Annotated in this window: 17 protein-coding genes; 5 read left to right on the top strand and 12 right to left on the bottom strand. The window is 62.6% G+C overall.

The features are described from left to right. Window positions 1-4 precede the first annotated feature (4 nt). Window positions 5-631, top strand: a complete 627-nt coding sequence (locus AC5Y7V_RS18090; RefSeq protein ID WP_499881382.1) for a precorrin-8X methylmutase — start codon at window positions 5-7, stop codon at window positions 629-631. Next, window positions 628-2,100: a precorrin-2 C(20)-methyltransferase gene (locus AC5Y7V_RS18085; protein WP_499881381.1), complete on the top strand. Its 1,473-nt coding sequence runs from the start codon at window positions 628-630 to the stop codon at window positions 2,098-2,100. The genes AC5Y7V_RS18090 and AC5Y7V_RS18085 overlap by 4 nt, the downstream gene beginning before the upstream one ends. Here the strand turns inward: AC5Y7V_RS18085 and AC5Y7V_RS18080 are convergent. The 8 genes from AC5Y7V_RS18080 to AC5Y7V_RS18045 form a co-directional block, all read right to left on the bottom strand. After that, window positions 2,050-5,040 (bottom strand): MMPL/RND family transporter, encoded by a 2,991-nt coding sequence (locus tag AC5Y7V_RS18080; protein WP_499881380.1) that lies wholly within the window; start codon window positions 5,038-5,040, stop codon window positions 2,050-2,052. The genes AC5Y7V_RS18085 and AC5Y7V_RS18080 overlap by 51 nt on opposite strands. Next, on the bottom strand, window positions 5,037-5,468 hold the full coding sequence (locus tag AC5Y7V_RS18075) for an MmpS family transport accessory protein (protein ID WP_499881379.1): 432 nt from the start codon (window positions 5,466-5,468) through the stop codon (window positions 5,037-5,039). Before AC5Y7V_RS18075 ends, AC5Y7V_RS18080 begins: the two co-directional genes overlap by 4 nt. 348 nt (window positions 5,469-5,816) lie before the next feature. Then, window positions 5,817-7,034, bottom strand: coding sequence for a class I SAM-dependent methyltransferase (locus AC5Y7V_RS18070; RefSeq protein WP_499881378.1), 1,218 nt, complete (start codon window positions 7,032-7,034; stop codon window positions 5,817-5,819). Window positions 7,035-7,562: 528 nt separating this feature from the next. Beyond that, window positions 7,563-9,551 (bottom strand): glycosyltransferase 61 family protein, encoded by a 1,989-nt coding sequence (locus tag AC5Y7V_RS18065; RefSeq protein ID WP_499881377.1) that lies wholly within the window; start codon window positions 9,549-9,551, stop codon window positions 7,563-7,565. A 276-nt stretch (window positions 9,552-9,827) separates the two neighbouring features. Beyond that, window positions 9,828-10,595, bottom strand: coding sequence for a TylF/MycF/NovP-related O-methyltransferase (locus AC5Y7V_RS18060; protein WP_499881376.1), 768 nt, complete (start codon window positions 10,593-10,595; stop codon window positions 9,828-9,830). Window positions 10,596-10,628: 33 nt separating this feature from the next. Next, window positions 10,629-12,044 carry a glycosyltransferase gene (locus tag AC5Y7V_RS18055; protein WP_499881375.1) on the bottom strand — a complete coding sequence of 472 codons (1,416 nt, stop codon included), beginning with the start codon at window positions 12,042-12,044 and terminating at the stop codon, window positions 10,629-10,631. A 33-nt stretch (window positions 12,045-12,077) separates the two neighbouring features. Beyond that, window positions 12,078-13,787, bottom strand: a complete 1,710-nt coding sequence (locus tag AC5Y7V_RS18050; RefSeq protein ID WP_499881374.1) for a glycosyltransferase family protein — start codon at window positions 13,785-13,787, stop codon at window positions 12,078-12,080. Between the two features lie 428 nt (window positions 13,788-14,215). Continuing rightward, window positions 14,216-15,067, bottom strand: coding sequence for a sulfotransferase family protein (locus AC5Y7V_RS18045; protein ID WP_499881373.1), 852 nt, complete (start codon window positions 15,065-15,067; stop codon window positions 14,216-14,218). Between the two features lie 79 nt (window positions 15,068-15,146). Between AC5Y7V_RS18045 and AC5Y7V_RS18040 the strand changes: the two genes are divergently transcribed. Genes AC5Y7V_RS18040 through AC5Y7V_RS18030 form a run of 3 tightly spaced genes read left to right on the top strand, consistent with a single transcriptional unit; the run spans window position 15,147 to window position 17,620 of the window. Further along, window positions 15,147-15,503 (top strand): NAD-dependent epimerase/dehydratase family protein, encoded by a 357-nt coding sequence (locus tag AC5Y7V_RS18040; RefSeq protein ID WP_499881372.1) that lies wholly within the window; start codon window positions 15,147-15,149, stop codon window positions 15,501-15,503. Between the two features lie 53 nt (window positions 15,504-15,556). Further along, window positions 15,557-16,801 carry a GSCFA domain-containing protein gene (locus AC5Y7V_RS18035; protein ID WP_499881371.1) on the top strand — a complete coding sequence of 415 codons (1,245 nt, stop codon included), beginning with the start codon at window positions 15,557-15,559 and terminating at the stop codon, window positions 16,799-16,801. Window positions 16,802-16,849: 48 nt separating this feature from the next. Beyond that, entirely contained in the window at window positions 16,850-17,620 is a 771-nt protein-coding gene (locus tag AC5Y7V_RS18030; RefSeq protein WP_499881370.1) for a hypothetical protein, read from the top strand. On the opposite strand, the gene AC5Y7V_RS18025 is transcribed toward AC5Y7V_RS18030, so the two are convergent. The 4 genes from AC5Y7V_RS18025 to AC5Y7V_RS18010 all read right to left on the bottom strand — a co-directional run bounded on the left by AC5Y7V_RS18025 (window position 17,617) and on the right by AC5Y7V_RS18010 (window position 24,240). Next, a complete protein-coding gene (locus AC5Y7V_RS18025) occupies window positions 17,617-17,781 on the bottom strand; it encodes a hypothetical protein (protein ID WP_499881369.1) in 165 nt (54 codons plus the stop codon). The genes AC5Y7V_RS18030 and AC5Y7V_RS18025 overlap by 4 nt on opposite strands. A gap of 226 nt (window positions 17,782-18,007) precedes the next feature. Beyond that, complete coding sequence (locus AC5Y7V_RS18020; RefSeq protein WP_499881368.1) at window positions 18,008-20,236, bottom strand: hypothetical protein; 2,229 nt, start codon at window positions 20,234-20,236, stop codon at window positions 18,008-18,010. A gap of 79 nt (window positions 20,237-20,315) precedes the next feature. Beyond that, the gene (locus tag AC5Y7V_RS18015; RefSeq protein ID WP_499881367.1) at window positions 20,316-22,556 is read right to left on the bottom strand and encodes a tetratricopeptide repeat-containing glycosyltransferase; all 2,241 of its coding nucleotides are present in this window, start codon (window positions 22,554-22,556) and stop codon (window positions 20,316-20,318) included. A 301-nt stretch (window positions 22,557-22,857) separates the two neighbouring features. Next, the gene (locus AC5Y7V_RS18010) at window positions 22,858-24,240 is read right to left on the bottom strand and encodes a nucleotide sugar dehydrogenase (RefSeq protein WP_499881366.1); all 1,383 of its coding nucleotides are present in this window, start codon (window positions 24,238-24,240) and stop codon (window positions 22,858-22,860) included. Window positions 24,241-24,265: the final 25 nt, after the last annotated feature.

Below are 24,265 nucleotides of genomic sequence, written 5' to 3'. Positions count from 1 at the left end.
GCGGGTGCTCGACTACATCCGCGACGCGGCGGAGATCTATCGCCAGTCGTTCGCGGCCATCCGCGCCGAGGCCAACCTGACAAGGTTTCCCGACGACGTGGCGCGGGTCGTGGTCCGGTTGATCCACACCTGCGGTCAGGTCGACGTCGCCGAGCACGTCGCCTACACCGACGACGTGGTGGCACGCGCGGGCGCCGCGCTGCGCGGCGGCGCGCCGGTGTTGTGCGATTCGTCGATGGTGGCCGCCGGGATCACCGCCGCGCGGCTGCCCGCGGGCAATGAGGTCGTGTCGCTGGTGGCCGATCCGCGCGCCCCCGAGCTGGCCGCGCGCCGGCGGACCACCCGTTCGGCGGCCGCCGTCGAGCTGTGGGCGGGGCGGCTCGACGGCGCCGTGCTTGCCATCGGTAACGCGCCCACCGCCCTGTTCCGGCTGCTGGAGCTGATCGACGAGGGTGCCGCCCCGCCGGCCGCGGTGCTCGGCGGGCCGGTCGGATTCGTCGGATCCGCGCAGTCCAAGCAGGAGCTCATCGAGCGTCCGCGCGGCATGTCCTATCTGGTGGTGCGGGGCCGTCGCGGGGGCAGCGCGATGGCCGCGGCCGCCGTTAACGCGACCGCGAGCGACGCCGAATGAGCGCGCAAGGCACCCTATGGGGAGTCGGGTTGGGGCCCGGCGATCCGGAGTTGGTGACGGTGAAGGCCGCCCGGGTGATCGGCGAGGCGGATGTGGTGGCCTACCACAGCGCCCGGCACGGCCGCAGCATCGCCCGCGGCATCGCCGAACCGTATCTCCGCCCCGGCCAGATCGAGGAGCACCTCATCTATCCGGTGACCACCGAGACGACCGATCATCCGGGCGGCTACGCCGGTGCGATCGAAGACTTCTACGCGGACTCGACGCGGCGCATCGCCGCGCACCTGGATGCCGGTCGCGACGTGGCGCTGCTCGCCGAGGGCGACCCGCTGTTCTACAGCTCCTACATGCACCTGCACACCCGGCTGACGCAGCGGTTCAACGCCGTCATCGTGCCGGGCGTGACGTCGGTGAGCGCCGCCTCGGCGGCCATCGCCACCCCGCTGGTGGCCGGCGACGAGGTGCTGTCCGTGCTGCCCGGCACCCTGCCGGTGGCCGAGCTGACGCGCCGCCTCGCCGACGCCGACGCCGCCGTCGTGCTCAAGCTTGGCCGTTCGTATCACGCTGTGCGGGAAGCGCTTTCGGCGTCCGGACAGCTCGACGACGCGTTCTACGTCGAGCGGGCCAGCACATCGGGACAGCGGATCCTGCCCGCCGCGGACGTCGACGACGCCGGCGTGCCCTACTTTTCGCTGGCCATGCTGCCCGGCGGCCGCCGGCGCGAAAGGCTTCCGGGCACCGTCGCGGTCGTGGGCCTGGGGCCCGGCGACGTGGACTGGATGACGCCGCAGAGCCGCCGGGAGCTGGCCACCGCGACCGATTTGATCGGCTACGCCGGCTATTTGGACCGCGTCCCGGTCCGCGACGGACAACGCCGCCACCCCAGCGACAACACCGACGAACCGGCGCGGGCGCGGCTGGCCTGCGCGCTGGCCGAGCAGGGGCACGCCGTCGCCGTCGTGTCGTCGGGCGATCCCGGCGTGTTCGCCATGGCGACCGCGGTGCTGGAAGAAGCCAAACAGTGGCCGGGAGTGCGGATCCGGGTCATTCCGGCGATGACGGCGGCGCAGGCCGTCGCCAGCCGGGTCGGCGCTCCGCTGGGCCACGACTACGCGGTGATCTCGTTGTCCGACCGCCTCAAGCCCTGGGACGTGATTTCCTCCCGGCTGGCCGCCGCCGCGGCCGCCGACCTGGTGCTGGCCATCTACAACCCGGCATCGAAGGCGCGGACCTGGCAGGTCGGCGCGATGCGCGACGTGCTGATGGCCCACCGCGAACCCGGCACGCCGGTGGTGATCGGCCGCAACGTGTCCGGCCCCGACGAAGACGTCCGCGTGGTGCGATTGGCCGACCTCGACCCCGCCGACGTCGACATGCGCTGCCTGCTGATCGTCGGCTCCTCGCAAACCCAGTGGTACTCAGACGATTTCGGCGACCGCGTGTTCACCCCTCGGCGGTATCCCGCCTGAATCCGGGCCCGAGCCGACCGGGTGTCCGTCCTGCCCCGGCGACTTGTTGCGCTTGGTTGCGTCCGATTCCTCACCCAGGAGAAGCGAACGGACCGAACCGCGGGCCCCGAAAGGCCGAAGCATGTAGCTCGCCGGGCGCGGTCGCACGCGTTGCGGCCACCAGAACCAGCGCCCGAGCAGCGCGGCGATCGACGGCGTCATCAGGGAGCGCACGACCAGGGTGTCGAACAGCAGGCCGAGGCCAATCGTGGTGCCCGCCTGCCCGATTGAACGCAGGTCGCTGGCCGCCATCGACATCATGGTGAACGCGAACACCAACCCGGCCGCCGTGACGACGCCGCCGGTCTCCCCCATCGATCGGATGATGCCGGTCCTCAACCCGGCGCCGATCTCTTCCTGGAACCGCGAAACCAGCAACAGGTTGTAGTCGGATCCCACGGCCAGCAGGATGATCAACCCGAACACCGGCGCGATCCAGTTCAGTTCCAGGCCGAAGAGGTGTTGCCACACAAGCACCGACAGCCCGAACGCGGCGCCCAGTGACAACAGCACCGTCCCGACGATCACCAGCGATGCGACCAGCGCACGGGTGATGATCACCATGACGGCGAAAATCAGCGTCAGGGCGGCGATACCGACGATCAGCAGGTCGTAGTGCGAGCCCGACTGGATGTCGCGGTAGATCGCGGCCGTGCCGGCGAGGTAGAACTTGGCGCCGGTGAGCGTGGTCCCCTTCACCGCTTGATGTGCCGCGTCGAGCGCGGGCTTGACCGCGGCGATGCCCGCCGGAGTCGCCGGGTCCGCGTCGTGGGTGATGATGAAGCGCGCGGCCTTGCCGTCCGGCGAGAGGAAGAGTTTCAGCCCGCGCTGAAAGTCGGCATTCTGGAAGGCTTCCGGCGGCAGGTAGAAGTAGTCGCCGCTCCTCGACGCGTCGAAGGCCTGACCCATCGCGCTCGCCGTATCGGTCATCTGGGTCAGTTGCGTGACCAGGCCCGAGAAGCTGCTGTGCATCGTGAGCAGCGTGCCCTGCATGGACTTCGCGACCGCGATCATCGGCGGGAACTGGGCCATCATCTGGGGCAGAATCGCGTCGACGTTGCTCACGTCCTTGATCAGCGTGCTCATGTTCGCGCTGAACTTGTCCACGCCGTCGATCGCCTCGAACACCGACCTCGACGCCCAACAGGCCGGGATGTCGAAACAGTGCGGTTCCCAATACAGATAGCTGCGGAACGGCCGCGCGAAATCGTCGAAATCCGCCAGATGGTCCCGCATCTCGTCGAGCGTGGCTTGCATGTCATGCATGTCGCCCACCATGTGATGGGTCGTGCCGCTCATCTGCCCCAGCAGACCCTGCATGCGCTCCATCGAGTCGATCATGGCGCCAAGATCGTCGCTCATCTTGAGCATGTCGGCGTTGCGGTCCTTCATGAATTGGAGGTTCTGCTGGATCGGAATCGCTTGGGCGCTGATCTGGAACGGTATCGAGGTGTGCTCGATCGGCCCGCCCAACGGCCTCGTGATGCTTTGCACCATCGCGATTCCCGGCGAACGAAAGACGTCTTTGGCGATCCGGTCCAGGATGATCATGTCGCCGCTGTTGCGCATGTCGTGATCGCTCTCGATCATCAGGATGTCGGGATTCATTGTCGCGGCGCTGAAGTGGCGTTCCGCGGCGGCGTATCCGACGTTCGACGGCAGGTTGGCGGGTATGTAGTACCGGTCGTTGTAGCTGATTTTCATGCTCGGCATGACCAGGATGCCGACGATCGCGATGGCCAGCGAGGCCGCGAACACCGCACCGGGCCAGCGCACGGTGGCGGTGCCGACGCGCCGCCAGCCACGCGTCTTGATCATCCTCCTCGGGTCGAGCAAGCCGAACCGACTGGCCACCGCGACAACAGCCGGCGCCGCGGTCATCGCGCCCGCGACGACGACGAGCAGCCCCAGCGCGGACGGAATGCCGAGCGCTTTGAAGTACGACAGCCGCGCCAGGTGCAGGCAGAAAGTGGCGCCCGCGATGGTCAGCCCCGAGCCGAGGATGATGTGCGAGGTCCCACGGAACATCGTGTACCAAGCCGTTTCTCGATCCTGACCGGCCTGTCGGGCCTCCTGATACCGACCGATGAGAAAGATCGCGTAGTCGGTGCCCGCCGCGATCGCCAACGAGGACAACATGGCGACCACGAACGTCGAAAACCCCAACAGCTGGTTGTTGCCGAGAAGCGCGACGAGCCCTCTGGCCGTGCCCATCTCGAAACCGACCATGACGAGGACGAGAAGCACGGTGCTGATCGAGCGATAGGCGATGAAGAGCATGATCATGATGACCACACCCGTGACGCCCATCATCTTGAACATGCTCTTGTCGGCGGCTTCGTTCATGTCGGTCGTCAGCGGTGCCGGACCGGTGACGTAGACCTTCAGCCCCTTGGGGGGCTCCGACTTGTCGACGATCTTCCTGATCGCGTCGACGGACTGGTTGCCCTGGGTGCTGCCCTGGTTGCCCGCCAGGTTGAGTTGGACGTAAGCGGCTTTGCCGTCGCGACTCTGGACACCGGCGGCGGTGAGCGGGTCTCCCCACACGTTCTGCACGTGCTGCACGTGTGTCGGATCGGCCTGCAACTTTTGGACCAATCCGTCGTAGTAACGGTGCGCCTCGTCGCCGAGATCCTTGTCGCTCTCCAGGACGATCATCGCGATGCTGTCGGAGTCCGACTCGTGGAACGTCGCGCCGATGCGTTTGGCGGCGATCATCGCCGGCGCGTCCTGGGGCGACATGGTGACCGCATGCTTGCGGGCGACCGACTCGATCGGCGGGACCAGCACGTTCAGCGCGACGGTCAGCAGCAACCATCCGATGATGATGGGCCAGGCAAAGTTGCGGACAAACCGCATGAATCTCGGACGGGCTTGGGCATCCGGGCTATCGGTGTTCATGCGGCCTTCACCAGACATGACGTTTGCGCGTGGTGTCCGGCCGACGACCGCTCGTCCTTGACCTCGCCGTTGACGGTGATGCGGCACCCGATGTTTTCGCTGTTGCCCTGTGCCACAACGCTGGCGATCACGGCAGGCACCGTCGTGGTGATCGTGAGGGTCCAGGGCAGGCCGCCGAAGTCGGCCTGTTCGGGCTGGGCCTTCTTGTCCAGGTAGCTCACGCTTCCGGTGGTGTCGGAAGGCCCGTAGATCTCGTACGTCACCCGCTTGAGATGGGACGGCTCGAGCGGTTCGGCGCTACTGCCGGTCGCGGTGAAGATTGCGTCGGAGCCGAAGACGCCGCGTAGCCGGTTGACGGCGATGCCGCCGAGGGCAACCGCGACGACGACGACGAGCGGCACCCAGGCCCGTTTGAGAACAGCCAACATCGGTTTTCCTTTCGCTCGTCGCCCGGTCCTGCTAGTGCGGAGTGTGAGCCCGCATTGGCGCAGCCGATAGGGCCATTCGGCCTGCAACTGGTGGCCCGCAGACACAAATCGGGCGTAGCCGCGGCCCTGCCCCGCAACTAGAGTTATACCATACCCCGTAGGGTATTTCTAGTGCGCTTCGAGGGGTCATACGGGAGTGCGCTGGATTGACCTGCGGTCGGGAATCCGCCACCGGACCACGCGATGACCGGCGGGCATGCGTTATTTGAACGAATCCAATTGGATGACAGCGCGATTCGGTGGCGGCGGCTTCGGTGCCCGAGTGTTCGCTCGACGCAGCCGCCCTGCCTAAACCGGCAGATCTTCCTTCAGCGTCATCGCCACGAAGTCGAGGCGCCACAGCGACTCGAACAGCCCACGACCGAACTCCTCCAGGTCACGCTTGCTGGCACCGGGCGACTCTCCGCCCTTGGCGACCCGATCAGCGATCTGACGAATCGTGCGCCGGCCATCGACCTGCCGCAGGAAACGCACCTGAGCCGGCGTGACACTCGTGCGCCAATTCGGTCGGAAGATCTCCTGCCCCTCGATACCGCAGCGCATCCGCATCCGTGGAACGTACTCGAGGCATTCGGGAGTGGAAAAACTGATTTCGTAGCTCTTCTTCGGCCGGTCGGAACGGCATGCCATGAAGAAATGGGCGCCGTTCATCACGTGAAGACGCTCGACTACGGACCAGAGCTTGGCCTCGGGCAACGCGCTCACCGCCTGATCGAGCGAAGTACCGGGTCGAAACCAATCATGCGGGTAGTAAGGCGCCTTGATGAACCATCCCTGAAATGCCAACCCAGCTGACGTCACGAGATCGATGCAGTCATCGACGCTGTAACTGCGCTCAGGGCCATGCAGGAAGGTATCCGCCAGGGCGGCATCGGACTGGGCGGAAACCGGCGCCATCTTGAAGTAATTGTGGACGGGGTGTTCTAGCGGGAGCGCCGAGATGACTTCTTTGACCATTTGGACCGATGCGTCGTCGTGACCCATTCCCAAGTCACGGAAGGCCGATTGCAGCATTTCGACGCCCATTCGGCCAGACTTCGCATAAAGCATCACGCCCAGCGCGCCATCTCGCCGCAGACAAGCCCTGAGTGCCTTCATGCCCGCCAAAGGGTCTGGCAAGAGATGCAAGACGCCAGTCGACACAATCAGGTCGAAGTTGCGCTTCAGCGATGAAAGCTCCTCTATCGACGCCTGATGCAACTCCAGGTTCGACAACGCGTACTTGTCTTTCAGATATTGCGCGTGGTCCAGCGACGGTTGACTGACATCGACCCCCACCACCTTCGCGGAACGGTTGGTGTACGCGAAAACCGCGGCTTGGTTGGTACCGCAGCCAGCGATCAAAATATCGAGATCGGGCTTGTAGTCGCGGTCGGGCCACAAAGTCGAGTGAGCGTGAGAAGGGTCGAACCACTCCCAATTGCTGTCGGTCCATGCCTCGAGATCTTGTATGGGTTCCGGGTACGTCTCGTAACGGCGCGAGACGATATCTGTGTTCGGATTCATTGCGGAGGTAGGCCCTTCCGGTCGACTCTTGATCGAGGATCCCGGATACGTGGTCAGCTGGGAGCTGTATCACGAGGCGGGCCCCCCATCGTGGGGATTATCGGTTACCGCCTCTTCTGCCCGCAAGGAAACGGTGTATTCAACGGACCGCAGGTGGCGGACAGGAAGAGTGCATTGTGGACCGAGGCCGTAGCGTCGTCAGGTAGGGAGAAGCAGGCATGCTGGGCGGTGAGTCTTGGCCCGAACCCCGGTCTGCCGCAGCACGCCATTAAGACGTGGACCGGCCCGCCGGTTCTTGCCCTGAGGCCACCGCTGACGCCGAGACCTGCGTCACCGCCGAGATCGTGAGCCAGCTGCTGCCCCGACGGCGTCCTCGCGACAACTCGCGCGTCGTCAAACGCAAAATGTCTGGCTATCAGCTCAAACACGCCCATCGCAACGTCCCACAATTCATAGCCACCCGATCATCACCGCTTAAGTAAACGGTATTGCGGTAGCCCCACCTGATCACCGAAACCGCGAAAATAGTCAAAGAATCTCGAGAATTGCGGCGCAGGCGCGCTCCACATCGATGGTCCACCGTTTGTGGATTGGTGCCGGATCGGCGGGGTCTTGCTGCCCAAAAATAATGCCAAAGCGGTGCCCGGTTGAGCCGAGCATCATGGCGTGCCCGCGGACAAAATGATCACTCGACTCGATGGTCACCACGGTTGTGCCGGGCGGACAGAAACGAACGCTAAAGAGAGCCGCACCGCCCAAGGCGACAACGCATTTGGCCCGTGCAAATATCGCAATCTGCTCTTTAAGTGGTAGCTGCTCCGGTTGAACCGTCTTGAAACCCAACTTGCCCAGCGCCGCGATGAGCTCGCATTCGTTTTGCAAAACGCGGTAGTGGGGATACTTCGCCGAAATGGAGAGACGCGACACGAAGATTCGCTCGCCAAAAGCGCCTGCGGAATCTCGCCGGCAGGCATCGGCCAAGTCGGCGTAGACCTCCTTCTCAGCATCACTAAGCGACAGGTCTGCCACCGAATATTCCACGGTTTGGATGTCACGGCAAAAGTATGTTTTGCCTGGATCGTGCTCCAACACGTGAGCCGCATCGATGCCCATCAGCTGCAGGATGTCCCGCTGCCAGGGATGCGCAGCCCAGCAAAAGAATTTTCTTCCATTACTGAATTTCTTGAACTGAACGCATTTGGGGAGCACCGTTGCGAGCCATCTACCCCAATTATCGGGTTCGAGAGGAGTGGCGAGGAACACTGGTTCGGTGATCGAATGAACATTGTCCTTGCTTAGCGTGGTGCAATCGAGAACAATCTCATCGCCCTCGAATTCGATGCCGGGCTTCACACCCGGGTGGATATGCGAAAACCCAGCAGCGGTGACAAATTCCATGAACTGTCGCTTGAACGTCCGCGTTTCGCACGACCAGTGCCCGGATTGACTCACCAGGTGATTGGGCCCAAATAGAATCACGTCGGGTCGCGAAACCAAGTAGCTTCCATGGATTTCGGCGCGCGTACTGAAACAGTCGGGTATCTCCTTGCCGGAGAGGTTGTAAACAAACTCAGCCGGCCTCAATTGCTCTACCTTCGGCGCTTCGATGACTGTCAGCGTGCCATCCGATGACGGCCAGTCCCGGAGCGGAAATCTGCCTCGGGGCAACAAATCCGGTCCGGGCTCCGAGGACGCGCGAACTATGAATTCTTCGTTCTGCGCCTCTTTGATTTCATTACTTACTGATGCCATGCGGGAGCGCGGCGCGTAAAGGGTGAACAGCTCGGTCAGGCGGTCGGGTTCCGCGCAAAGTGGTCGCGAAGCGGTTAGTTCGAGTTTGTCCCAGAACGACCTTAGCCGGTCCTCGTCGAGAACGGATCCGGCGTGCTGATCGACGACCTCGTAATAACGATCGGCAAGAACACTCGATGCAGGGTCCAGCCGGGTGATCGCGACCAGGGCGGTAGGCGGACAGTCCAGTATGTGTAGCCGCAGGTCCGGGCGGTACTCACGCAGAATCGGCAGCAGCTTCCACACGTCGCCGGTCCACCAGCCAGCGGTGTCTCCTTCGGAGGAATCACCGGGCTGGAACTGTCGCAGGGCCATCCGCGTGTTCGACGGCACGCAATCATGCAGCAGGATCAGTGAGCGGGGATGGCAGGCGGCCTCGGTGCCAATGAAATCGCGCAGCAGGTATTCGAACCGGTGCATGCCGTCGAGGAAGGCCATATCCACCGGCCGTCCCAACAACGCGGGTGCATTTTCTGTCGCGAAGAAATCGTCTGACGTCATCTGAAAGAAGAACGTGCGTTTCCGGTTTCCTGTGGCGCCGGCATTTACATCGAACCGCGGGTCCACCGCGATCGTGTCGCAGCCAGCAACCGCCAGCGAAGCCCCAGTCGCGGTCCCAACCTCTAGATAGCTGCGCGGTGTCAGGTGGGTGTGCAGCGCTTTGAGGAATTCGACGTAGAAGACGCCGGACAAGCGAAACGTTGCAATCGCGTTATTTTCCTCCATCGGGGCGGCCCTCTCGTCGCACTAATAGGTCCGTCAAGCAGCGAGCGCCGCACTGACCCAATACTGCAGCAGTAGATCTGGATCGTTGAGGCTGAGGTGTCTGCGAGGTCAGGGCGGTGACCGCGGCACTGTTCGGAGTTTGTGAACACTTCTGGATCTGGCGTCGCCCAAAGAATGCACACCTGATCGGGGAGCAGACGGGAGGAGTCGGGTAGGCCTTCGGCCCTACGACTTTCCGCCTCAATACGGACGCACGGTGGCGATCGGCGCGCAAAATTATCGTATCGGGTCGTGGTCGACACGCCAGTAGATACCCATTCCGTCGATCGGCAGTATGGGCGATCCGATTGCGTAGCGTTTACGGAAATCGTGGACGGCCAGCGCGCATCCGCCATGCTCTAGGCCAAAATCGTCCACGATCACGAAGCCGCCATACGACACCTTGTGATAAAGCGCATCCAATGCCTCCATTGTTGAGTCGTATCTATCACCGTCAAGCCGCAATACAGCCAATTGATCGATCGGAGCGTCTGGCAACGTGTCCTTGAACCAACCCTCAAGGAAGACGACCCGCTCGTCGAGTAATCCGAAACGACGGAAATTGCGCTCGACCTGCGCGCGAGGCACCACGAGCTTGTCATAAAATTCAGGCTGGGAGCCCGGATCCTCCGGGAAATTCCCGTCAAAGATGTCGGCCAGGAAGACACACCGCGTGTCGTCGCCATAGGCCTCCAAAATGCCCTTCATCATGATGCAGGCGCCGCCTCGCCAAACGCCGGTTTCGATGAAGTCACCGGGGACGCCATCCAGCATTACGGTCTCGCACGCGTAGCGCAAATTTCGCATGCGAACGCCGCCGATCATTGAGCAGGCGAGTGACGGCCAGTCCCCTCCCAAAAGGCGCAGGTGCGGATTGAACTCGATGCCCGGCGGCCGCCAATCGTCCGGTGCATCTTCGATAAGCATGCCGGTCAGCGCTGCCTCGAGCAGATTGAGGTATCGCTGGACCACTGTGCCGCGGCCGCATCCTTGGTACACCGTCACCTGTCTGGCACCACCTTGATCATCGATCGGTCGTTATCTCGAATTCGATACCCGTGCCGGACGGCGGGATGGTCTTTGCGCTTTCATTGGTGCGTCAGATGTTTTTGCAACCTTTTCCCGGCCGACCGGTCGCCGTACTAATGAGCCGTTTGGCTTTTGTTTGAGGCCGTAAACGTCGAGGAACCCCGCTATCATTCCCGCCAGAGATGGCGGTTCAGGAATCGCGCCGGAAAGGCGTTCCCAAAGGCCTGTTTGCGTAGAGGCTCTCAGAATGACTGCGGCGAGGGCGTCGGGGTCGCCCCGAGTAAAATGGATGCCATCGACGTCATCGGTCACGTGCTCGGCCATCGCCCCAATATCGGAACAGATGACCGGGCGGCGGAACGCCGCCGCCTCCAATAGCACGACCGGAAAACCCTCTTCCCAGAGGGAAGGCACAATGGTCCAGTCAACGCGTGCCATTCGGCTAGCCAGTTGATCTATTGGATAGGCACCATTGTTGTGGACGATTCGCTCCGCAAAGGGCCGCTCATTCTCTTCGGCGAAGAAATCTTCGATTTCCTTTGCGAGCGCCGACGTTCCATAGCGGAGGTTGTCGCCGTTCAACTCAACCTTGAAGTCTGTGAAGCCCTGCTCCCGAAGGATTGCCACCGCACGGAGGATTATTTGAATACCCTTGACGTCGACCATCTGTCCAAAGAAGCCGAAGCGGTTCTTTGGACTGTCAGAAGCGGGAAGCTTTGAACCGCGAGCGCAGGCAGGTTGACCTATCGACTGACCGTTCGGTACGTGACGGATCTTTCTCGCATCGATTCCCCACGCTACATAGCGGTCCACCATGGATCTGCGCGGACAAGTAAAAACGTCCACATCCTGCAGGTGGCGCATGAACCACATCTTCCGTAACGAAAAGTGTTCGGGCGGAAGGTGGGGGAAGCACTGATGGCAACGAACGGAGCTCGCTTGTGAGCACAGCGCTTGATCGCTCAGTCGCACCATGTGTCCATTCGCGTTGCAGATGGCGATAAATTCGTGAAATGTGAAGACAATGCGCGCATTGGGAAGAACGCGCCTGGTCAAGGTGAGGATATCAATGCCAAAACTCAGGAAATGATGAAAATGAACGATATCAGGTCGAATGGTGTCAAGAAATTCGCAGTAGGCATCGATCAGACGGACCGATGATGTCCGATACCAGGTAAAGTCGTATTCAGCCGATAGGAACAAGAATTCGTTCGGCCGCTGGTCGAAGCCAGTGATACAGGCTCCGGCTTTATACAAAGCCGGATACGCGCTATCGGTTGAAGCCAGAAGCACCGGTTCGATGCCTGGTTCGTGCTGCAACCCCTGGAATATTTCATACGCGATCCGCTGCGAACCGCCCCGGTTCAATTCGGGATGCAGGTGGCTGACAATGAGAACTTTGGCGTTGTCCTCCGTCTTGGTCATTCCCTCCTCCTCTTGTTCCAGGTGAGTGAGTGCTCAGCGGTGAGCCGGAGTCGAGAAAGCTTGTGACGCAGGACCGTGGAGGCTCTTCTTCACGGTTTCCCCCCACAGTTTGGTGAAATGCCATCGATTCACCAGACGTCCGCTTACGTGAACTGGACGGTACACAGACCCCTTGCCCTCGAAATGCACAAACGGCAGGTAATGCATCCAAGCCGGCTTCCCGGCGCTGAAGCTCTTGAGGCAGAGGTCAGCATCCTCGAATTGTGTGAACATGTATTCCGGCGAGAAACCCCCCAACGACTCGAACCATTCGCGTTCGACAGACATGAAGGCCCCGGTCACGCCTGGAACCGGGCGTGAGACAAGAAAAGGGTTCGTGTGCGGCGGCGCTCCCTTGCCGTAGTGTTCCACTCTGAGCATCTCGCAGCGCGTAGCTTGGTTATCCCGAAAAGAAAATTCGACGTCCACTTCAAAATACATACCCCCATGCATCAACGAGCCGTCGTCGTAATACAGGGGTGCGCCAAACAGCGCAACTTGCTCCGGGGGCAGATCGTTCACGATCCGGCTATGCTGTAGCGGCCATTCCGGATCCATCGGAAAAATGTCTGGGTTTACTATCAGAAGGCGAGCACTGCGCGCGGCGTTGGCCGCAGTGTTATAGGCGACGCCAAATCCCGCGTTGCCCGGCATAAGAATTAGGGTGATAGGCATTCCATAGATCCGGTTCGCGATAGTAGCGTTCTTGATCAGCAGGTCTGCCATCTCGGGACTATTCGAGACATAGATAAATTCGTAGTTTTCGATGCCACGGCACTTGGAGAAGAGCGCACACTGAATCGTAAGCAATTCCGGCTTGCCGAACAGACATACGATGATTGATGCTTTCGGTCGAATCGGCGCCGCGCCAATCTGAACCGTCTGTGCGCCCAGGGCGATCCGCCTCGAAATCTTAAGACTCAACGCGATCAGGGAACTTCCTAATCCGCTGTCCAGGTAACGAAAGGTCTCCACGGGAGCGTGCCCGACAGTTTGAGTCATGGCCAGATGGTCGAGAGCAAGTTCTCTGAAGCGTTCCTCGTCCACCGGGCAGATTTGACACTCGAATGTTTTGCGCTCGGCTCCTACCGAGATGGTCACTTCGGCCGGTGCCCTCATGGTTTCGGGCCTTTCGATCACTACAATCGCCCAGAACGCGAGCCTTCGGTGCTCCGGCAGTTTCAGATACCTTGTGACGTCGTCGCGGATGTACCGGTAGAAAACCGTCGTTGAAGCACGCAAACCTAGGGCGTTCCGCACCATCAGTTTGCTGAGTTGGCCGACGGGTTCCTGTTCGTCGTCGTTTACCCAGCCCAAAACCAGGTATTGCCCGTCTTTGCAACCGAAGATTTTATCCACGTTGCCTGCGGGAAATCCGGCGGTGTCGGCGCGAACGGCTGCCTCATAACGAGGATCCGTAAGACGGCTCTCATGCATACCAAAAGTTTCATAGTGGCGTAATGCCGAAGGAAACTGTCCCTCCTTGATGGATCTTGCGACGTCCGGAAACGCTGAGAGATAGGCTGACTCATCAAAATCTTCCGAGGCAGCATGGGAGGAAACCGGCCAAGACGTTCGCAACTGGGGCGGCCCGAGTGTCGCGCTGACTGGCTCAGCTCGCTTCGAAGGCGACGTTGCCGCGCGTACCTTCGGCGGACTTTGGCCTGTCGGAGCTTTCTTGCCGGCGCCCTTGACAATGGTCATAAGGTAACCTCCGTCGGCGCCGTGAGTGACCTAGACAGAGTGGAATACTCAAGGACATTCGGGCGTCGCATCGTCCTCGGCGTAAGCACGCGATCCGCCCCCTTCCTGCTGAAGCAGTCGTTCGGCCAACACCGTATAGGGTCAGCCGGGTTCCGGTGGCTATTTGGACATATCCCCCAACTTGGTGATTTCGGTGACCCCAGCTGCCTTTATGAGTGAGGCCACTGGGGTCGATCGCCATGTATCAGCGTTGGCGGTGTTGAGCATCTCGACCCCTCAGGGACCCGCGCGTCGACCGTCGGCGATTCGGCACCCCATCACCGCTCGATCAGGTTGCAGGCGTTGTCCGGCCACCTGCAGATCGAGCTCGTCAAGGGGGCAAAACGTGGTCAGATCAGGGCAAGCGTCGGGAGACCTCGACGCGACGCCTACCCTGGCGGCGACGTGGCTGCGTCTACACCCTCGTCTGGGAAGAGCCTGTAATGCTCATCCATGGTGTAGCCCCATTCCCTCATTTCGCTCTCGCAATATTTGAGAAACGTCTTCGTCTGTTCTACGGTCCAGCCCGATTCAGCGAGCGACAATGTCTTGTAGGCGCTTCCTTTTTCGCTCTCCTGGGAGCCAGGAGTACTCATAACTTTGCAAGCGACGTCACGCCAGAACGTCGCAATCCGCTTGGCGGGAACCGTGCTCTCGTTCCCCTCCAGAAATGCACACAAACTTCGAGTCGTGAGCGCCGGTCGGTGAATCATGTCTCGCTGCTCGACCTCAATGAAACATCCCGGCGGTAACTGCTGCCGAATCCTCCGCCACGTGGCCATGCTTCCGGCCCAACCGGCACAGTGGTTTTCGAACGACTCACCGGGAAACTTTTTCACGCGCGAGATTACGTTTTCAATGCCGCGCCGCTTGACGAAAACAAAAACCGAGTCCGGCCAAAGTTCCCGGACCACCGGGCTCGCCTCAATCATCCCCGGGTCCGGTGTCTTGTCGAACCACGGATTTTTCGGATTTGGATAATTCAGCTCGTTCACCAACGTCCGAAAAATCTCGAAGAGCCTGCGCTTCAGATCGCGATTGTCGATGTTTCCCAGCATCGTCTCTGGGTCGGGAGGGTGTGCAAACCTCACAAAGTGTTGATCGACTGCGATTTCGGTGTAGTGGATTAAGGAGAGAAAGTGCCCCTCTCCCCAGCCTTCGTAGCCGATATGCCGCAGCACGTCGGCAATCGCGCTCGTGCCGGAGCGCACGGACCCGAGAATAAATACTGGGGAGCGCATTGATTCATCATATTCGTTTTCAAGCGCTAGTCCGCATGTTCCGCGGAGTTGACGTGGTGGCCTGATTGGATCCTACGGGTTGCCGGTGACGGTGCCGCGTTCCTTCAACGTGTATGGGCCACGCCAGAATCCGATCTTCGTGATCTCGCAAAGCATTCTTCGGATCCTCAACAGCATCCAGCCGTTGCTGTACGACTGGGGTAACCAAACAGGGTGCTTCACCTACGTCGACGACGCCATCGCCGGCACGTTGCTCGCGGCCGACAGCGACGCGGCGATCGGCGAGGCATTCAACGTCGGCAGCATGACCGAGACGCGCGTGCGTGATGCCGTCGATAGGCCGAGGCGCAAACAACCGCATTTGTGTTTTTCCTGTCGTACGCTCTGGATGCTGGTCGAGCGCTGGATTACGAATATTTCGGGCGCCCGCGCCTGAGATCGTCGGCGAGGTCTTGATCGATCTGTCCGATCCGGTCGTGGAGGAATATCATGCATCCGTACCAGAACGCGCCGGACCGCTCCTTCTGGAGTCGATCCGTATCTTCGGGTTTCGACGTCTGCCAACTCGCGGATCATGATGGGCCGCTGATCCGACCGGGTGAATCTGTTGCGTCGGCCGGAAGTTGTTTCGCCTCTAACCTGGTGCCGTTCCTTGAGCGTGCGGGGTTCGAATACCTTCGGACCGAGAGGCGTAACCCCGCATTCTCATATGTTCCGCCGGAGAACCTCGGCTACGAGAACTTCAGCGCAGCGTACGGCAATATCTACACGCCGCGGCAGTTACTTCAGCTCCTGCGCCGCTGCGTCGGATCCTTCAGACCGGCGGAAGACCGCTGGCACACGGATACCGGCGTGATCGACCCCTTCCGTCCCGGACTTCGCTATCACGCGCTCACCGACCGCGAGTTCGACCTGCTCGGTGCCCAGCATCTGCGCGCGGTTCGGCGGGTGTTCGAGGAGGCCAAGGTCTTCATCTTCACGCTCGGCTTGACCGAAGCGTGGGTCTCGCGGCTCGACGGGGCAGTTTTTCCCGCGTGTCCCGGGACGATTGCCGGCACGTTCGACGAGACGCTCCATGCGTTCGTCAACTTTTCAGTGGACGAGGTCACCTCGGATCTCGACGCATTCGTCACCGAGCTTTGCGCGTTGAATCGCGGGGTTCGCGTAATTCTCACGGTCTCGCCGGTGCCGTTGGTGGCCACCGCAACTGGGAAGCACGTGCTCCCGTCTTCCACCTACAGTAAGGCCGTCCTACGGGCGTCCGCGGACGAAATCGTGAGACGCCACGCCTTCGTCTCCTACTTTCCGGCCTTCGAGATCGTCACAGGGCCACAAGCCCCGGATGCTTACTTGGAGGCCGATCGGCGCACTGTCACACAGGAGGCCATCGCCACCGTAATGACTGCATTCCTTGCGGCATGCGAAGCCCCGGACGAGGCCACACGCGTGCTGAACGCGCCGCGCGAAGAGGGAGACGCCGCGCGCCGGCTCTCACGGATGCTGAGCCAGGTGGAATGCGAGGAGTCGATGGCCGACATCCCGACCGAGCCGGCCGGCGACGTCGCGGAAGAGACTATCCGGACGCTTTATTCTGAGCTGCTGGCGCGCTCACCTGGGGAAAGCGAGCTGGAGGTCTGGACCGGTGCCGCACGCGGCATGTCGGTGATCGACCTCGTTAAGCTGTTTGTCTCGTCGGACGAGTTCAAGGGGCGCCTGAAGGACATTTCGGCATGAGCATCCGCGGACGAAAGGGGATGAATCAGTTGTTCCAGCGGAGCCAGCATGGGTGATGCGCCGAGAACGCCGCGCAGTGTGCAGTTGCTGATCGTCGGCCATTCCCACAGCTGGTGCTACGGCGGGCAATTCAACCACCCACCCGACGACTACGAGATGAAACCCATCGACGAAGGCCGGGGATTCATGGTGATCGGGGGCAGCCCGGAGAATCTGGGTTACTGGGACGCGGTCGTCGGGCTGGCCAAGACTTTCCGCGTTGCTGTCTGCTGGCAGGGCAATCAGCACGCACATTTCATGTTCCTCGAGAAGCCGTTTGATTTTGCTTTGGCGTCGCACCCCGGGCTGGTCATGGACGAGGGGGGCGATCTCGTCCCCGAGCTGCAGGTCCGCGAAGTGTTTCAGCCTTCGATGCCCCCCCTCGAGGTACTCCTGACACGGATGCTGGATACCGGCGGGCCGCGGCCGATCGTCCTGGGTACTCCACCCCCGAAAGCGGACAACGAAGCCATCCGGCGCGGCATGCAGGTCCATGCCGATTTCTTCGCCAAGCTGGCCTCGGACCGCGGCTTGCATCCCGATAAGGCGCAGCTCGCGCCCGCATACCTCCGCCTGAAGCTGTGGTGGTTGGTCCAGCAGATGATGCGCGAGACCGCCGAGCGCCACGCGGTCGAATTCTGGCCGGTGAGCGCATCGGCGATGACCGAAGAGGGGTACCTGCGGCCCGAGTATTGGGCCGAGGATGCGACACATGCGAACGCCGCGTATGGCGCATTGATGTTGGACGAATACGAAAAGCGCCTGCTCGCGCGACACTAGTGTCCGGCCGGCAGGACTACGGCGGCCGCCTGAATCGGCTGCGCCAGGATCCACAGCCCGACCGTAGTGAACAGGACCATCATCACGAGCATCGGCAGCTGGGACAGCGCCGACTCCCGTCCGCTGCCGAACACCCGAAGCGCCTCCTCGTGCGCGGACACCACGCTGATGTTGCGCCCGAACGACCGTTATGGGCGTGGCGGCGAGGTGCCCGTCGACCTTACGGGCGGCCGCCGGAGCGGCGATTTCGCAGCGCATCGAACGCAGCGCCGCCAACACGTCGCGCTCGACTCATCATCAGCCACGCGCCACCTGATCGGAATGGTCTTAACAATATCGTTGACTCTCAACATGACTCGTCGGGTTGGGGCGAAGCCCCGGGTAGACCTAGAGGTACAGACCTGAGATGCAGAGCACTTCGTCGAGACTGGCGGTGCACCGCCCGGCGTCGGCGGCCAGTCGTCCACGCGGGGCGGGCGGATCGGTGTCGCTGTTTTGCTCACCGCCGGCTCGATCCAGGCGAGTGGTGTCGAATATCGCCGGGCCACTGGCCATCGCATCGGTGAGCACGTAGCGGCCGGCGTCGGGAGTTCGGAGCACCGTCCGCTCGGCGGCGCTGGCGCCGGTCAGCTTGGCCGCATCTTCGAAGTTAATACCCACCTGAAACACCTGTGGTTCGGCGTCGAGCACCGCGGTCAGGCGGGTGATGTAGTTCTCGGGGGCGAAAAACCGCCAGCCCCCGCCCAGATGCAGCCAGAACCGTCCGTCGATCTGAGCGCGCAGCTGCGCCAGATGGGCGGCGGGCTTGTCGCCGGATCTGCGACGGGCGAACTTGAGAAATTCGTAACGTTTCCGCAGCTGTGCACGGTCGGGAGCGGACAGGCCCGCATCGAGCACCAGGAAGCGCCCGACGCGTGACACATCGAGGCAGCAGTTCAGAAACGAGTTGATGGCCTGCTCGGTGGTCACGCGATCTGGTCCGGCGATCAGGCTAACGGTGACCTCGAACCCCTCAGCGGGACCTGCGGCCACGGACTGAACCAGGGCTTCGGGGTACGCTGCGGCCGCCTCGAGCATGGCCGGCACCGAAAAATCGCGGTTGGCCGCAATCCGTTGCCGATCAGGCTCGGGCAGGTCGGGCCGGGCCAGCAGGCGCCGACACAGGGTAAATGCCTCATCGTGCTTACCGATCCAGGATGCGCACACCGCCTGCTCATCGCTTGCGCGCCACGCGTAGACGTTCGCGTATCTGGGAACAAAGAGGTCCTCTTCGGGAAAGGGGATCTCGGCGGCGCGCTGGGCATACAGGTACGCGGACTTGTAGCACTGCTCGACGCGATACCGAAAGGCGATGGCATGCAACGCCTCAGCGCGCGTCGGCCGAAACTCCCACGCCTTGAGATAGGCCTCCTCAACATCCGGCCACGGCTCGCCGAGGTTCGACATCGACTCCGCGAGCCGATACATCGCCCAGTAGACCTCCTCATCGCAGCCGCCCATCTCGACCCGCCGCTCACACCACCGGCGCGCGTCGTCGAAATCCTCCATACGCGAGCAGGTCTCGGCCAGGAAAAAGACCGACCGCACATCCTCGGGGTTGCGTTTAACCTTGTCCAGCAACCAATCGCGCTCCTGCGCAGCCTTATGCATGAACAGGCTGTGGGTGAACAGTTGGCGGTCGCGGAGCTGATCATCTGCGCTGCGGTCTTTGCCTTCGTGGCGCGAAGGGATCCGCGGGGCATCGCGCGCAGCGGTCTGGTGGGTCTCACCCTCGAGGCCTTCTGACAGCGCGCGGTCCACGATCGCCGCCTGGTCGCGAGCAGAGAAAGCCTGGTAGCCCCGCTCGGCGAGGTCGCGTCGCGCGCGCTCGTCCCCGACGAGCTCCACACAGCGATCGACCAGTTCGTCGTAGTTGGCGAACGCGATGCCCGACTCTAGGTCGCGCTCCACTGTGGGATCGGCACCACGCTCGGAGACCACTGCGCGTCTATTGGCGAGCAGGTACGAAACACGCGTGATTTCAAAGATTTTCGCTTCCCAGTAGTGGATGTTGAGGACGACCTTCGAGCGTGCGATCCAGGCATCACGGCTCGCGCCATAGACCGCCGACAGCCATTTGACGCGAAGACCGCGGTCGTGCAGATCCCTGAGAACGGCGTATCGGCGTCCGTTGAGCGCGCCGTAGAACAGGACGTCGATGTCCTCGGCGGCTGGGGCGATCCGTGTCAGCTCGGGGACGTATCCGATCGGAACGTAGGTTGGTCGGGGCAGCCCCAGGGCCGCGAGGTACTCGATGTTGGCTTGGCTGTAGTCCCACGCCGGGTAGTGCCGGAAAAGGTCGACGAATGCAGGCATCGTCATCCACGGCAAGTCGTCACCGAGTTGCTCGAGGTTGTAGAAGATGGGGTTTTTTGGTGGCGCTAATGCGTACTGGACGAGGAGGTTTCCGCCGAGCACGATGGTGCAGCGCTCGTCGAGGTCTAGACGGTTGGTCAGCACCGAGTCATGGCCAAGCGCCAAAAGACCGTGGTGCAATGCCTCGGCGATCTCGTTGAAAGCTCCGCCGCTGATGTCTTGGTGGGAGGGAGGTGACACGATCGCGACCGCGACACGCATGGGTGCAAAGTACAGCACGAGGATTACGCTTGACCCCATTTAGTCAATAGGTATCGAACATCGCCGAGCCTCGATCCGCTCACTGAGAAGGTGTTTTCGCCCGACGTCCCTTCGCGGCCCGGGCCGAGGCTTTGGGCTGCTGCTGCACCGGTCGGGCCGCGGCCTTCTTCGCCACCCGCCCCGGAGCCTTGGGCTGCTGCTGCACCGGACGCGCCGCGGCCTTCTTCGCCACCCGCGCCGGAGCCTTGGGCTGCTGCTGCACCGGTCGGGCCGCGGCCTCCTTCGCCACCCGCCCCAGAGCCTTGGGCTGCTGCGCCGGAGCCTTGGGCTGCTGCACCGGACGCACCCCGGCCTTCTTCGCCACCCGCCCCGGAGCCTTGGCTTGCCGCGCGGCCCGGACTGCGGCCTTCTTCGCCACCCGCCCCGGAGCCTTGGCTTGCCGCGCGGCCCGGACTGCGGCCTTCTTCGCCACCCGCGCCGGAGCCTTGGCTTGCCGCGCGGCCCGGGCTGCGGCCGTCTTCGCCGCCCGGGCTGGAGCCTTGGGCCGCTGCCGGGGTGGGACTGCGGCGATGCAGAGAACCTCGTCGAGGCTGGCGGTCTGTAGCCCGAAAGCGGCCGCCCGCCAACCGAGTTCGGCGATGGGATCTGGGTCGCTGCCTCCAATGCTGCCGGCCCGATCCAGGCGTGCCGTGTGGAACATCGCCGGGCCGTTTGCCACCGCATCGGTGAGGACGTAGCGGCCGCCATAACTTTCCCGGCGGACCGCTGCCTCGGCCGCGCAGACGCCGGTCAGCTTGTCCGCATCGGCGAAGTTGATTCCCACCTGGAATACCTGCGGTTCGGATTCGAGCACCGCGATCAGGCGGGTGATGAGATTCTCGGGCGCAAAGAACCGCCAGCCCTGGCCCAGGTGCAGCCAGAACCGTCCCTGCGCCTGAGCGCGAAGCCGCGCGAGCTGTGTGGCGGCCGCGTCGCCGGGGCTGCAATCAACAAACTCGAGGAACCCATAGCGCTCACGCAGCAGCGCGCGGTCGAGGGCTGACAGGCCGGCGTCGACCACAAGAAAGCGCCCGAACCACAGTGGCAAATCGAGGCAGCAGTTCAGAAACGAGTTGATGGCCTGCTCGGTGGTCCCGCGGTCTGGCCCGGCGACCAGGCTAACGACCACCTTAGCCTCGCCCGGAGCGGCGGCCAGACGCTGCACCTGCGCGTCGGGATACGGTGACGCGGCCTCGAGCATGAACGGCACGCTGACGTCGCGGTTGACCGCGATCCGTTGCCGCTCAACGTCGGGGACGGCGGAGAGGGCCAGCAGGCGCCGACATAGCATGAACGCCTCCGCATGCTTACCGAGCTGGGCGGCACACACCGCCTGCTCGTCGATGGCACGCCAGGCGTAGACGTCTGCGCCGATGAACAAGAGGTCGGTATCGGGAAATGGGATTTGGGCGGCGCGCTGGGCAAACAAGTGGCCGGGCAGGTAGCGCTCATCTTCGCGATACCGCCGAGCGATGGCATACAGCGCCTCGGCCCGGGTCGGTCGAAATTCCCACGCCTGTAGGTAGATGTCCTGGACGACCTGCCACGGCCATTCGAGCCTCGTCACCGACTCCGCGAGCCGGAGCATCGAGTAATAGACCTCCTCCTCCCGGCCCTCCATCTCGATCCGTCGCTCATACCACTTGTGCGCGTTGACGAAATCTTCGAGATCGAAGTAGCTCTGCGCTAGATAGAACACCGCCCGCGCATCCTCGGGGTTGCGTTCGACCTCGGCCAGCAACAGGTCACGGTCACGCGCATACTTGTGCGCATCCCGACTACGGGCACCGAGGCGCCGAGATTCGACGTAGTAGTCGCCCTCGAGGCGCCCAACGACGCAGTCAGACTCCCATACGGCCGTCTCGTGGACGACGCCTTCGTAGCGGACGCGCACCCCGTCGCGGAACAGCTGCGGGCGCCAGTAGATGAAGGAGGCGTCTCCGAGGCGCATGCGGTAAATGTCGGCGCTTAGTTGCGCGAAGTCGGGTGTGCCCACGACGATGTCGTCGGCGTCGATGACCCAGATGTAGTCGCCGTGGCCTTGGGCGAGGCTCAGTGCCTCGGTGCGGTTGTGGCCGAAATTGCGCCATGGTCGTTTGTAGAGCACGCCTGGAATGCCCAGGCGTGCCATGTGTTTGCGGATCACGTCCTGGGTTCCGTCGGTGGAGCCGGTGTCGACGATCACCCACGAGCTGATGTAGGGAGCGACCGAATCAAGCGTCTCCGTGACGATGTCGGCTTCGTTTTTCACGATCATGTTCAGGCAGATCGTGGCGCGCACAGTCACTGGTCTGGACACCGCTCAGAGTTTACAGAGCAATCGCGTGTCGCGGATCGGGTTGCACGCGAAATAGCAGCGGCTGTAAATCATTGGTCGTGCTGTTGGGCGAACAGTGCACCGGATCCCAATCGATGTTGATGTTGCGGTTTTCTTGGCCTGGTCGAAACCGTCACCGTGTCCCCACGGTCCGGCAGGGTTGACACCAAATGCGATCCGATGAAGCTGTAGCCGCCCCCCACGACGACATTGGACGTATTGCTCCTTCGTTTCTATGGACGGATCGCTTTCCATTGCCGACCAACTACCGGCCAATGCCTTTGTAGACGAAGCCGGCGGCGCGCACCGCTGCCGGGTCGAAACTGTTGCGTCCGTCGAGGAATACGCAGTCGGGTGTCGCCAGATCCGCAAGCCGCACCAGCGGGATCTGGTGGAACTCCCGGTGCCCCGCAAGGACCACCAGGGCGTCGGCATCTTTGACCGCTGAATCGATATCTGCAGACAACGGGATCTTCGTCACCGTATGGGCCTCCTCGTCCGGTACCCGCGGATCGTGGACCGACAGCTGGCAACCGGACTCTTCGAGCAAGGCGACGACGTGCTTGGTGGGCGTGAGCCGGCAGTCGCCGGTGTTGTTCTTGAACGCGATACCCAGAACCGCGATCTTGCTGGTCTCGATGACCTTGTCCTGCTCGGCAAGGAGCTGTGTGAGCAACCCGTACGTGTACGCCGGCATCGTGTCGTTGACGGTCCTCGAAGTCCGCGGGATCACCAAGTCCAGACCGACGGACTGGCCCAGATGATTCACAAACCACGGATCCTTGGTCAGGCAGTAGCCGCCGACGCCCATGCTTGGTCGCAAGATGTTCGCATCGCGGCCACCCTTGGGCATCGTATTGGCCGCCTCGATCACTTGAAGGGCGTCCATCCCGAGTCGGTCGCACACCTTGGCCAGCTCGTTCGCTAGCGCGACGTTGAGGTCGACCCACAGGTTGTCGGCGAGCTTGACCATCTCGGCGGTCCGCGGATCGTCGACGACGACCGAGTCCACTCCGAGAGCGTGCCGCCACAGTGTGGAGCAGGCACGGGCGCTGCGCTCGTCGACTGCACCGACCACGACGGGGATCGATGTCAGCTCGCGGATGGCTTGCCCTTCGGCGAGCCGCTCGGGGCAGAACGCCAACCCGAAGTCGACGCCGGCCCGCAGCCCAGAGGTCTCCTCAAGGATCGGCCGAACGAGGTTTTCGGTGGTGTCCGGCGGCACCGTGCTCTTGAGGATGACGAGGTGGCCGGCACGCAGGTGCCCCCCCACGGCCTTCGCCGCCGCCTTGATGTCGTCGACGATGGGCTCGAAGTCCGGGCCTAGCGGCGTGCCCACGGTCACGATGACGAAGTCGTTGTCCGCGAGCGCACCAAAGTCGGTCGTGGCGCGAAGCCGACCGACCCGCACGCTGTTGGCGACGAGTTCACCGAGGCCCGGCTCAGGCACGGTGGTCTTGCCCAGGTTGATCTCGTCAACGACGGCCTGTCGCACGTCGATACCTGTCACGGGCCAGCCGCGATCGGCCAGCACCGCACCGATCACGGTGCCGATGTAGCCGAAGCCCACCACCGCGACGCCCGACCGCCTGCCACGCACCAGTAAGTCGATCTCAGCTTCGCTGCGCCCGAACACGCCTTCAGCCATCGCAGAACACGGCCCCTCAGCCACT

The sequence above is a fragment of the Mycobacterium sp. NGS34 genome, from assembly GCF_059812845.1.
This window is presented reverse-complemented; position numbering and strand designations above follow the sequence as displayed.